We start from the raw sequence: 11,922 nt of genomic DNA, 5'->3' as shown, positions 1-11,922 counted from the left end.
ACCTGTATTGCGCCAACGCCTGCCGTTACGGCGACGAGCGCAACCTGGTGGGGGCCATCAGTTACAACTGGTAGGGCCTTGGACCAAACGCCATGGGTGATGCCGGCAGCACCGCGCCAGCCGCGGCGGGTGCGGTCGCGTTGCCGTCTGCGCAAAGGCTGCTTTACTCAGTCAACCCGACGCTGTGCCCGTCGTCCCTGATGCGTGAATGCTGCCAGGGGCCGGCGGGCGATTCATGAGGAAGCCCCAATGGAACGCCTGACTGCGCAAGACTTCAGCCCCGAACTGCTGGAACTCTACGACTACTACGCCCACGGCCGGATCAATCGCCGCCAGTTTCTCGACCGGGCCGCGGCCTTTACCCTGATGGGCATGACTGCCAGCGCGACCCTGGCCGCCTTGAGCCCCAATTATGCGCTGGCCGAGCAAGTGGCCTTTACCGACCCGGACATCGTTGCCCACTACATCACCTACCCCTCGCCTAAGGGCCATGGCCAGGTGCGGGCCTACCGGGTGCACCCGGCCAAGGCCAGCGGCAAGGTGCCGACGGTGGTGGTGGTACACGAAAACCGTGGCCTCAACCCTTACATCGAGGATGTGGCACGACGGCTGGCCAAGGCCGGTTACATCGCCCTGGCCCCGGACGGCCTGAGTTCGGTCGGCGGTTACCCGGGCAATGACGATCAGGGCCGCGAGCTGCAAGCCAAGATCGACCCGCAAAAGCTGATGAATGATTTTTTCGCCGCCGTCGAGTGGCTGATGAAGGACCCGGCCGGCACCGGCAAGGTCGGGATCACCGGCTTCTGCTATGGCGGTGGCGTGGCCAATGCCGCAGCGGTGGCCTACCCCGAGCTGGCGGCCGCCGTGCCGTTTTACGGACGCCAGCCCAAGACCGAAGACGTGGCACGGATCAAGGCACCGCTATTGCTCCACTACGCCGAACTCGACAGCGGGATCAACGAAGGCTGGCCCGCCTACGAAAAAGCCCTGAAAGCCGGCGGCAAGACCTACGAGGCCTTCGTCTACCCGGGGGTCAACCATGGTTTTCACAACGACTCCACGCCGCGCTACGACGAAGCCGCCGCCAACCTGGCATGGGAACGCACCCTGGCCTGGTTCAAGCGCTATCTCACCTGATCCCGCCTGTAGTCGCTGCCGAGGCACGAGGTTGCACTGGCCGTCATCGACGCCGTGTTGGGTCAGGTAGATACGCGAGGTTGTCGCAGCCTGCGCGGGTCATCACGGGCTGCGGCGGCGGTAGAAGCTGGCGGCCAATACCAGGAATATCAGGCTGCCGGTGGCGACCTGCTGCCAGTAGAAGTTCCAGCCGATCAGCAGCAAGCCATTGGCAATCACATTGATAAACAGCACGCCCAACAAGGTGCCCAGTACATTTGGCCGGCCCTGGCGACTGAGGGTGGTGCCCATGAATACCGCACCGATGGCGTTGATCAAAAAGGCATTGCCCGACATCGGCACGTAAGCATTGACCGTGGAACTGAGCAGAATCCCCGCCACTGCGCAGGCCAGCGCGCTGCCGACAAACACCCGGGCCAGGATCCGCCGTGGCGACAGGCCCGAGTAATACGCCAGCTGCGGCTGCGCGCCCACCGCCTGGATCTCGCGACCCAGCCTGCCCCGTGCCAGCACCAGCCCATAACCACCGGCCAGCACCGCCACCAGGTACAGCGGCAACGGGATGCCCAGCAGCAACAGGCTGCTGATGCCGGGCAACACGTCCTTGGCGATGTAGATCGGCTGGCCGCCGTCCGACAGCAACTGCTGGACGCTGGTGCCGATAAACAGCGTGCCCAGGGTCGCCAGGAACGGCGTGATCCGCAGCCCGGCAATCAGCAGCGCATTGAACAGCCCGGCGCCGGCTCCTGCCGCCAGGGCCACCAGAATCGCCAGTCCCAGGCCAAGCCCGGCATTCAGGCTGACGACAAAACCCAGGCTGGCGAAGTCCAGGGCGGTGCCCACCGACAGGTCGATGCCGCCGGCGGCCACGGCCCAGGTCATGCCGATGGCGACCACCGCCAGCAGCACAAAGTTGTTGAGCACCAGGCTCGACAGATTGCCCACGCTGAGAAAGCCCGGGGCGCTCAACGAGAAAAACAGCACAATGCCCAACACCAGCAACGGCAGGATCGCCGGCAGCAGGCGCTCGAGCAGGGCCACGGCGCGCGCGCGCGGGTTCAGGGTCAGGCCGCTCATGGGTGGCCCTCCTGCTTGGCCACGGCGGCGGAAAACGCCACCACCAGCAAAATCAGCACCCCCTGCACACCATTGACCCAGAAGCTGGAGATGTTCAGCAGCTGAAAGCCATTGATCAAAAAGCCCAGGAGCAAAGTTGCGAGCAGGGTCCCGGGAATATTCGCCGTCAGGCGCCGGGAGAACACCACGCCCAAAAAGGTGATGGCCACCACTGACAGCAGCATCTCTCCCGAGCCGGTGGTGCTGCCGCTGAAAAACGCCGCCGAGCACAGGGCCGCGACCGCCGCGCAGGCGCCGGCGATCAGGTAGCTGGAAAACACATAGCGCTTGAGCCCCAGGCCCGCCGCCCGCGCCGCCTCGGGGTATTCGCCGACCGCGTACAGGCGCAGGCCGTAGGTGCTGTGCTGAATCAACAGGGTCAGCAGCGCCGCCACCGCCAACAGCACCCAGGCCAGGGCTGGCACCCCCAGCCAGTCACCAAAGGCCAGCCACTCCAGCAACGCGGACTCGGTGGGCAGCACGCTGTTCTGGGTCAGCACCAGCTCCAGGCCGGCCACCAGGTTCATGCTGGCCAGGGTCGCGAGCAGCGGCGGCAGGCCGAACAGCAATACCGCCAGGCCATTGAAGGCCCCCACCACTACCCCGCAGGCCAGGGTCAGGGACAGCGCCTGCCAGGCCTCGCAGCCTTGATTGTTCAGGCTGCTGTAGACCGCCGCACACAGCCCCAGATTGGCTGCCAGCGACAGGTCGAGGCCACCGGAGACCACATGGTTGCCGCCGCCGATCACTACGCAGGTCAGGCCAAAGGCGAGAATTCCGAGGATCGCCGACTGGGCAAAGACATTGGCGATGTTGCCGGCGCTGATAAAGTTCGGCGCGGTCAAGGCAAACACCAGCAGGATCAGGGCGAACACCAGCAACGAACCGCGCTGCGCCAGCCGTGGCAACAGGTGGTTCGCAGGTTCCGCAGCAGGTCGGGCTAAGGCTTCAAGACTGGACATCGGCAGTTTCCTTTTTCGCCAGAGGCAGGTGCGCCGGGGCCGAGGTCGGCCGCTCGCCGGAACCGGTGGCACATCTGAGCAATTGCTCGCTGTCGGTGGCGCGCGCATCGAATTCGCCGGCGATGCGGCCACGGTGCATCACCAGGATCCGGTGACTGATGCCAATCAACTCCGGCAAGTCCGATGACAGCACCAGCACCGCCGCACCGCTGTCGGCCAGGCGCGCGATCAGGCGGTAGATTTCCACCTTGGCCCCGATATCGATGCCCACGCTCGGCTCGTCCAGCAGGTACAACGACGAGTGCCGGCTAAGCCACTTGGCCAGCGCGACCTTCTGCTGATTGCCACCGCTGAGTTGCTGCACCGGCGCATCGGGGCCGGTGGTCTTGATTGCCAACTCATCGATCAGGCGCCGGCTTTCCCGGGCCTGCGCCCCTCGGTCCAGCAGACCCCAGCGGCTGAAGGTGCCGAGGCTGGCCAGGGTGATGTTTTCCAGCACCGACAACAGCGGCGCCACCCCATGGCTGCGGCGTTCTTCGGGCACCAGGGCGATACCGTGGCGCACCGCATCTGCCGGCGACTTCAAGCGCAGGGGCTGGCCGTGCAGGTGCATTTCGCCGCGCTCGGGGACGCCCAGGCCGAACAGGCTTTTCAACAGCTCCTTGGCCCCGGGGCCCACCAGGCCGGTCAAGCCCAGCACTTCGCCCCGGTGCACGCTGAGGTCGATGGCGTCATAGGCGTGCCCTGCCCCGAGCTGGTTGAGCTGCAACACCGGCGCGCCCGGCACGGCCCGGGTGCGCGGGTACATGTCTGCGACGTCGCGGTTGACCATCAGCCGCGCGATTTGTGCGGTGCTGGTGCTGGCAGGGTCCACCACGGCCACATCGCGGCCGTTGCGCAGCACCGTGACCTGATCGCACAGCGCCTCGATTTCCTGCAAGTAATGGGAGATGTAGAGGATCGACAGGCCCTGGCTGCGCAGGCGACGAATGATGCCCAGCAACTGGTCCACCTCACGCTTGACCAGGGACACGCTGGGCTCGTCGAACACCAGTATTTTCGGCTTGGCGAGCAAGGCCCGGGTGATTTGCAGCACCTGGCGCTGGGCGCTGTCGAGGTCGCGGACCAGGGCCCCGACCGGGAACTGCAGATCAAAATAATCGCGCAGCAAACGCGCCGCCTCGCGCTCCTGGGCGCGGCGATCGACAAAGGGTCCACGGCGGATTTCATGCCCGAAAAACAGCGCTTCGCCGACGCTGAAGCTGGCGGGCAGCAGCCGCTCCTGATGAATAAAGTGCACGCCCAGGGCCTCGACCTGGCGCGGCGTCGGTGCCTGCAACCGGTGGCCGTCGATGCTCAGGCTGCCGGCGTCCGCGCGGTGGATGCCGGCCAGGACCTTGATCAGGGTCGACTTGCCGGCTCCGTTTTCCCCTACCAGCCCATGCACCGTGCCGCGCTCCACGCGCAGGCTCGCGCCGTCCAGGGCCTGAGTGGCCCCGAAGCGCTTGTACAGGTCCTTCAGGTGCAGGGCTGGGGTCACTGATCGCCCCTCAGTTGCAGCACCTCAGGCAGGTTGGCGGCAGTGGTGAGCAAGGTCGCGACCTGGGTTTCCTTCGGCAGGTCGCGCTGCCCGGCCAGGTAGCGGGCCACGTTTTGCACCGCCGTCTTGCCGATCAGCGCCGGCTGTTGCGCGACCACCGCGCCGATCGGCGAATGCTCGCGCTTGAGCAGGTCGAGCACCTCCGGCGTGCCGTCCACACCGTAGGTCTTGATCTCGGTGCGGCCGGCATCCACCAGGGCCTTGCTCGCGCCCAGCTGCGGAATATCCCAGGCCGACCAGATCGCGGTCACGCTGCCCTTGGGGTACTTGTTGAGCAGCGCCGAGACTTGCGAGTAGGCGTCCTGCACGGTGTTGGGGATCACGTCCCGCAGCTCGGGCTCGATGATTTTCAGGTTCGGCTGATCCTTGAGTGCCAGCTTCAACTGGTCGTAGCGGATGGCGCACACCGGCACCCCGTAGAAGCCGTTGAACACCAGAATATTGCCCTGGCCCGAGGCGTCCTTGATCAACTGCTCGGCCAGGGCCTTGCCCGTGGCGACGTTGTCGGACGTGGTGTTGTTCAGGCTGTATTGCGAGGGTGCGTCAATGGTGAACAGCGGGATACCGGCCTTGCTGATGCGCTTGAGCCAGGGGTCGATCACGCTCAGGGTGCCGAGGGTCTGGATCACCGCATCGGGCTTTTGCGTGACCACGGTCTGCAACTGATTGACCAGGTTTTTATCGTTGCGCCCGGCGTCCAGGGTGATCGGCGTTCCGCCCAGGCGCTTGACCTCGTCAACCTGGGCCTGGAAGGCCTTGATGTCGAAGTAGTGACTGGTGCCGGTCATGCTGATCGCGATGCGCTTGCCCGCCAGCGAAGGGACATCGCTGTCATCGGCATGGGCGGTCGTGGCCAGGCTGGCGGCCACCAGGGCACACGCCAGCAGGCGCCATGAGGCAGTCAGGCGCGACCGCGAAAAAACAGAAACGGCATCAGGCATCCAGGTAGCTCCAATGATTGCGTGGGAATGGTCCTCGGCAAGCCATTGCACAGGCCATGCCCAAACCCTGGCAGTCGTTGTTGCTGCGCCCCCAAGCCACGGCAGCCGCCGCTCTGCGCCGGGCTCCCGCTACCGATGATCAACACCCCGTGGCGGCGGGCACGGGGCGTGGATGGGCAAATTGCCGAATCGCTGTTGCCAGGCCAACAGTTGCCCTGGGGAACTGCGCGCCCTACTCGATCAAAGGCACCTTGGCTGCACGCCGGTAAGGACCGTACTCCACCGGCACCCACTGGAACTGCTTGCCCTGGGTGGTGATGTGGCCGATGCCGGGGAACGGCAGGTGCGCCGCGGTGACCCAGGTCTTGCTGGCGGCGGCGGCGCTGAACACCTTGGCCCGGCTCTTGATCGCCTGCTGGCCGTCGACGTCGAAGCCGATGGAAACCTCGGGATGCTCGAACTGCACCGCCAGGTTATGCACCAGGTCGCCCATGAACAGGATGCTCTGGCCCTGGGAAGTGAAGCGGTAAGTGGTGCTGCCCGGGGTGTGCCCGGGTTCCAGCACGGCTTCGACACCGGGCACCGGCGACTGGCCGGGGGCGAAGGTCTTGAAGCGGCCGGCGGCCACATAGGGCGCGGTGGAGTCCTGGGCGATCTTGAAGTAGGCCTTGGCGCCTTCGGGGGCCTTGGCCAGGGCCTTGGGATCGAGCCAGTAGGCGGCCTCGGCCTGGGCCGCGAACACCGTTGCATGGGCGAATACCGGCTGCTGCCCGGCGTCGACCAGGCCGCACACGTGGTCCAGGTGCAGGTGGGTCAGCAGGATGGTGTCGACCTGGGATGGGTCGTAGCCGGCGGCCTTGATATTGGCCGAGAGCATGCCGGCGGTGGCGCCGATGCACTGGCCGGCGCCGGTGTCCACCAGGATCAACTGCTTGCCGGTGTTGATCAGGAACGCATTGAACGCGGTCTGCACCCCCGGGGTTTCTATCGAGCGCCGGGCCAGCAGCGCGCGGATCTTGCTCTGGCTCAGACCCTTGAGCAAGGTCGGCGACAGGTCGTTATAGCCGTCGAACAGCGCAGTCACCTCGTAATCCCCCACCGCCAGGCGAAAGTAACCCGGCACTTGGGTGCCGACCTGGGCCGGGGCCTCGGCCAGGGAGATACCGGACGCCAATGCCAGCGTCAGGCCGAGCGTGCCCACCAGAGATTTTTTCATGCCGTTACCCTTGATCGAGTGGAAACAGGCAGCCCGCCATCGGACCGCCCCATGCCTCGATCTTGCGCCCTGGGGCAATGGGTTAATTGCAGCTATGTGCTGACTTGTTGCCGCCCTACCCGCCGGCGTCGCCAAACACCGCGACGATCTCCTCGATCACTGCTCGCACCCGTGCGGTGTGGCGCAAGTCGGCGTGGGTCACCAGCCATACGTCATAGGGCGTGGCGCGGTTGCGCTCGGGCCACAGCCGCACCAGGCCGTCGCGCTGGCCCATGGGCACCGGGATCTCCCCCAGGCCGATCCCGGCACCAATCGAGCGCCGCACCAGCAGGCTGGAGCTGAGGCTGGCGACAATGCGCCCACCGGTCATGGGCTCCGCGACCAGGGTCAGGTCCTTGTTGCCCTGCAGATAGGGTTGATACACCACCAGGTCATGCCCAGCGAACGCCGAACCCGGCTCCGGCACGCCGTGGGCCTCGACATAAGCCTGGGAGGCAAACAGCCCCACCGGCCAGCGCGCGATGCGCCGAGCGATCAGGTCCGGGTTATCCGGCCGGGTGTTTCGCACCGCGATGTCGGCTTCGCGCTTGGCCAGGCTGAGGATCTGCGTCGAGGCGTCCAGTTGCACCCGCACATCGGGGTGCCGCTGATGCAGGCGGGCAATTGCCGGGATCAGGAAATCGATGGCCAAGGAGTCGGTGGTGCTGACCCGCACACTGCCGGTCAGGCGATCGTCCAGCCCCTGGATCTGCCGCTCCAGCTCCAGGGCCGAATGCTCCATTTTCTCCACCGCCTGTAACGCTGCTTCCCCCACCGCGGTCAGTGCGTAGCCGTCGGAGGTGCGCAGAAACAGGGTCGCGCTCAGGGACTTTTCCAGGGCCGTGACCCGCCGTCCGACCGTGGCCTGATCCACTCCCAGCACCCTTGCCGCACCGCGCAGCGTCGACTCGCGGCACACCGCCAGAAACACCCGAGCGTCATCCCAATTCATTGATTTGCTCCTATGCGCACTCGATTGTGATGCATATACGCATCACGAAGGCGCGAAATCGCAGCATTATTGCATCGATCAGGGTCGTTATGCTGGGCGCCTGAATCAACCCACAGGACCTTTGTCATGCTCAGCCCCTCTGTTGCCCCGGACGCCCGGCGCCAGGCCATCTGGCTGCCGATCTTCGCCGGCCTCTGCGCCAGCCTGGTCGGCATCGGCCTGGCGCGGTTCGCCTACACCCCGCTGATTCCGGCATTGATCCAGGCCCAATGGTTTTGCGCAGGCGATGTGGTGTACCTGGGTGCCGCCAACCTGGTGGGCTACCTGCTCGGCGCCTTGCTCGGGCGGCCCCTGGCCCGGCGCACCTCCAACACCCACGCCCTGCGCCTGATGATGCTGGCGGTGACCCTGGCGTTTTTTGCCTGTGGTTTTCCGCTGTCGGTGGCCTGGTTCTTCGGCTGGCGCCTGCTGTCGGGGATTGCCGGTGGCGCGATCATGGTGCTGGTGGCCTCGACCGTACTGCCCCATGTGCCGGCGGCGCGTCGGGGCCTGGCCAGCGGCGCGATTTTCCTCGGCATCGGCCTCGGCATTGCCGGCTCCGGGACCCTGGTGCCACCGCTGCTGAGCCTGGGCCTGCAACAAACCTGGTGGGGCCTGGGCCTGCTGTCGCTGCTATTGAGCGCGGCCACCTGGTTCGCCTGGCCGACAACCGACCCGCTGCATGCAGCGCCTGTCGCAACCCCGGCGCCCGCGGCCACCCACGACCCGAGCGTCTACCTGCTGTTCGCTCAATACGCCTTTATGGCTGCCGGGCTGGTGCCGGCCATGGTGTTCCTGGTGGATTACGTGGCGCGCGGCCTGGGTGCCGGGTCGCACATTGGCGCGCTGATCTGGGTCCTGTACGGCCTGGGCGCGATCATCGGCCCGGTGAGTTATGGCTTTCTGGCCGACCATCTGGGCGCCCGGCTGAGCATGCGCCTGGTGCTGGTGGTGCAGGCGATTGCCATGGGCCTGCTGGCGGTGTCCAGCTCCTTCACCCTGCTGGCGGTGCTGGCGGTGATTCTCGGCTCGTTCCCGCCGGGCATCGTGCCGTTGGCCCTGGCCCGGGTGCATGAGCTGATCCCCCGGCATCACCTGCAACAGATCGCCTGGAGCCGCGCCACGGTGTCGTTCGCCACCTTCCAGGCCATCGCCGGTTTCGCCTACTCGAGCCTCTTCAACGCCAGCGGCGGCCAGCACGCCCTGCTGTTTCTCATCGCCGCCGGCGCCCTGGTCATCGCTCTGTTGTTGGAACCGGCGCTGCGCCTGGTGCAACGCCGCGAGCGGCTTGAGCCGGTATTGAACTGAATCACCGGCCCCCGGCTGCGGTCCCACCCATGAACCCTTTGCCACAGGACATCGACATGCACCTGCCCCAGACCATGACCCTGATTGAAATCACCGAACCCGGCGGCCCCGACGTGCTGCAACCGCGCGAGGTCCCGCTGCCGGCGCCGGGCCCGGGTGACGTGCTGATTCGCGTGCACGCCGCCGGGGTCAACCGCCCGGATGTGCTCCAGCGCAGCGGCCATTACCCGATGAGGCCCGGAATGAATCCGAACCCCGGACTCGAGGTGGCGGGTGAAGTGGTGGCCCTGGGCACCGACGTCAGCCAGTTCGCCCTCGGTGACCGGGTCTGCGCCCTGACCAACGGCGGCGGCTACGCCCAGTATTGCGCGGTGCCGGCCGGACAGACCTTGCCGATCCCGGGTGACCTGTCGTGGATCCAGGCGGCCGCGATCCCGGAGACCTTCTTTACCGTGTGGGCCAATCTGTTCAGTATCGGCGGCGCCCACAAGGGCCAGCGGGTGCTGATCCACGGCGGTACCAGCGGCATCGGCACCACCGCCCTGATGCTGTGCCGGGAGCTGGGCATCGAGGCCTTCGCTACCGCCGGCAGCGCCGACAAATGCACGGTGATCCGCCAGTTGGGCGCCGAGCCGATCAACTACCGCGAGCAGGATTTTGCCCAGGTCATCGCGGAAAAAACCGCCGGCCAGGGGGTGAATGTTATTCTCGACATCATGGGCGGCTCCTACCTCAACAGTAACGTCTCGGCCCTGGCCCTCGAAGGGCGCCTGGTGATGCTGGGCTTTCTCGGCGGCGCCCGGGCCAAGGACATCGACCTGATGGCGATCATGGGCAAGCGCGCGGTGGTCACCGGCTCGCTGCTGCGCTCGCGCACCGGCGCCGAAAAAGCCGCCATCGCCGCGCACCTGCAGCAGCACGTATGGCCGGCGCTGGCGGCCGGCCGCTGCCTGCCGATGATCGACAAGGTCTACCCCTACACCGAGGCTGCCCAGGCCCACGAACGCATGGAGGGCGGCGAGCATATCGGCAAGATTGTGTTGCAGGTGGCTTGAGGGGTCGCCGGTGCGGGTGCCGGTCAGCCGGCCACCAGCAGCCGGTCCTCGAGGACCACGCTGATGCCGCCCTGGCGCCAAAACTCGAAGTAGCGGGAAAAATCGATGTCCAGGGCAATCAGCGGCGTGGCGATGTACCAGGCCAGGTAATAGTCGGCCGCGATGCCATACAGCGCTTCGAGCAAGGCGTGCACCTGGGCGTCCGCGTCCTTCAGGTCGTCGATCAGCGCATCGGCGATATGCTCGAACACCCAGGCATTGGGCACATCGCGCTGCAATAACGGGTACAGCTCATCACGACTGACGCACTGCACCTGTGGCTGCCAGTCGGGCTGCTCCGGCCAGGGGCCGCCAGTGGCCACGCAGAAACGTGCCTGCTCGTGCCACCACTCCAGCGCCGCACTCTTGAGCCGTGCCTGATCGGTGCCCGGGGTCGGCAGCAGATACAGACTGTGCTCCAGGGATCCGGACGCCAGCACCTGGCGCGCCCGCTCCTGGATGGCCAGGGCCTGGGGAAAGCCGGACAGGATCCGGCTCAGTTGCGAATCCCCCGGGTACGCCTTGAACAGCCCGAGAAAATGCGACTTGTCGAAGTCAGCCCGGCCCTGACGGTAGGCGAGCCAGTCATCCAGCAACGAGCTCATGGGCAGGCGTGCGCCTGGGGTGCTGTGCTGGCCACTCAATGCACCGCCCGCGTCACCAGAAAACTCAGCAACTGCGGGTCGTCATCCAGCTCGATGGCTTGCACCGGACGCGGCAGGTCGTCGAGCACTGCTCGCCAGAACGCCTGGGAGGCTTCGTCCTGGTCATAGAAACGCACCAGCCAATTACTCTCGCCGCTGGTCAGCACCTGAGTCGCCAAGGCGCGGCCGATGCCCTTGCGCCGGTAGCGTTTGAGAATGAACAGGTCTGCCAGCTCCAGGGCGTTCAATCCCGGCAGCTCACTGCCCTCGATCAGCAGGAAGCCGGCGATATAGCCGTCGACCAGCAACAGGTTGGCGCTCCACTGCGGCTCTTGCCAGTAGCGGGCCAAGTGCTCCTCGTGGATGTAAAAACGCCCGTCCGGCTCAACGTCTTCCTGTTCCCAGTCCGAAGACTCGTAGGCATAGAACTGATAGAGGTTGCGAATCAGCTCGGCGTTCTCAGGGCCGGTCTGGATCAACTCGACAGTGGTATCGCTCATTGCGTGGCCTCGCGTGTGCATGGACGAGGCAAACAGGTATCGGCAATCGACGGCATGCATATCTCGGTAACTGGACAAATGACAGAGGCGCTGGCGGGCTGCCCCTTGAATGGGCCGCCATTGTTTACAAAACCCGCCGCCAATGCCATCGCAAACAATGGGAAAGCTGGCGCCGGTATTTCTCCATGAGCCAGCGGCCATAGCCCTGGTCCACTGAGCATAAACCTGGCTGCGGGCCACATCTGGCCCGCAAGGCCACTCTTGGCCTGATTTTTATTCCTTCATTTTCAACAGGTTATCGATATTCGAGCCAGAACAGGCCCGAAAAGCCGGCGATAAAAACACCTGGCGCAATTGGACGAGTTTAAAGACCG

At 65.7% G+C, this 11,922-nt stretch carries 11 protein-coding genes; 3 read left to right on the top strand and 8 right to left on the bottom strand.

Annotated features, from left to right (window positions below; genetic code table 11):
- Positions 1-249: 249 nt before the first annotated feature.
- Entirely contained in the window at positions 250-1,137 is an 888-nt protein-coding gene (gene yghX / locus MF4836_RS02740; RefSeq protein WP_078468997.1) for a YghX family hydrolase, read from the top strand.
- A gap of 102 nt (positions 1,138-1,239) precedes the next feature.
- Here the strand turns inward: yghX and MF4836_RS02735 are convergent, their stop codons facing one another.
- The 6 genes from MF4836_RS02735 to MF4836_RS02710 form a co-directional block, all read right to left on the bottom strand.
- On the bottom strand, positions 1,240-2,214 hold the full coding sequence (locus tag MF4836_RS02735; RefSeq protein ID WP_078468996.1) for an ABC transporter permease: 975 nt from the start codon (positions 2,212-2,214) through the stop codon (positions 1,240-1,242).
- Positions 2,211-3,215 carry an ABC transporter permease gene (locus tag MF4836_RS02730; protein ID WP_078468995.1) on the bottom strand — a complete coding sequence of 335 codons (1,005 nt, stop codon included), beginning with the start codon at positions 3,213-3,215 and terminating at the stop codon, positions 2,211-2,213. Before MF4836_RS02730 ends, MF4836_RS02735 begins: the two co-directional genes overlap by 4 nt.
- Positions 3,202-4,755 carry a sugar ABC transporter ATP-binding protein gene (locus MF4836_RS02725; protein WP_078468994.1) on the bottom strand — a complete coding sequence of 518 codons (1,554 nt, stop codon included), beginning with the start codon at positions 4,753-4,755 and terminating at the stop codon, positions 3,202-3,204. Before MF4836_RS02725 ends, MF4836_RS02730 begins: the two co-directional genes overlap by 14 nt.
- A complete protein-coding gene (locus MF4836_RS02720) occupies positions 4,752-5,756 on the bottom strand; it encodes a sugar ABC transporter substrate-binding protein (RefSeq protein WP_078468992.1) in 1,005 nt (334 codons plus the stop codon). Before MF4836_RS02720 ends, MF4836_RS02725 begins: the two co-directional genes overlap by 4 nt.
- A 232-nt stretch (positions 5,757-5,988) precedes the next feature.
- A complete protein-coding gene (locus MF4836_RS02715; RefSeq protein ID WP_078468991.1) occupies positions 5,989-6,972 on the bottom strand; it encodes an MBL fold metallo-hydrolase in 984 nt (327 codons plus the stop codon).
- Between the two features lie 115 nt (positions 6,973-7,087).
- Positions 7,088-7,963, bottom strand: coding sequence for a LysR family transcriptional regulator (locus MF4836_RS02710; protein WP_078468990.1), 876 nt, complete (start codon positions 7,961-7,963; stop codon positions 7,088-7,090).
- 126 nt (positions 7,964-8,089) lie between these two features.
- Here MF4836_RS02710 and MF4836_RS02705 point away from each other — a divergent pair, with 126 nt between their 5' ends.
- Positions 8,090-9,310, top strand: coding sequence for a YbfB/YjiJ family MFS transporter (locus MF4836_RS02705; RefSeq protein ID WP_078468988.1), 1,221 nt, complete (start codon positions 8,090-8,092; stop codon positions 9,308-9,310).
- 56 nt (positions 9,311-9,366) lie between these two features.
- Complete coding sequence (locus MF4836_RS02700) at positions 9,367-10,365, top strand: NAD(P)H-quinone oxidoreductase (RefSeq protein ID WP_078469145.1); 999 nt, start codon at positions 9,367-9,369, stop codon at positions 10,363-10,365.
- 23 nt (positions 10,366-10,388) lie between these two features.
- On the opposite strand, the gene MF4836_RS02695 is transcribed toward MF4836_RS02700, so the two are convergent.
- Together MF4836_RS02695 and MF4836_RS02690 are read right to left on the bottom strand one after the other, a co-directional pair.
- Positions 10,389-11,009, bottom strand: coding sequence for a hypothetical protein (locus MF4836_RS02695; protein WP_078468987.1), 621 nt, complete (start codon positions 11,007-11,009; stop codon positions 10,389-10,391).
- A 35-nt stretch (positions 11,010-11,044) separates the two neighbouring features.
- Complete coding sequence (locus MF4836_RS02690; RefSeq protein WP_102047875.1) at positions 11,045-11,548, bottom strand: GNAT family N-acetyltransferase; 504 nt, start codon at positions 11,546-11,548, stop codon at positions 11,045-11,047.
- Positions 11,549-11,922: the final 374 nt, after the last annotated feature.

Source organism: Pseudomonas sp. MF4836 (assembly GCF_002018875.1).
Lineage (GTDB): Bacteria > Pseudomonadota > Gammaproteobacteria > Pseudomonadales > Pseudomonadaceae > Aquipseudomonas.
The sequence above is the reverse complement of the archived record's forward strand: the minus strand, read 5'-3'. Positions and strand labels throughout refer to the sequence as shown.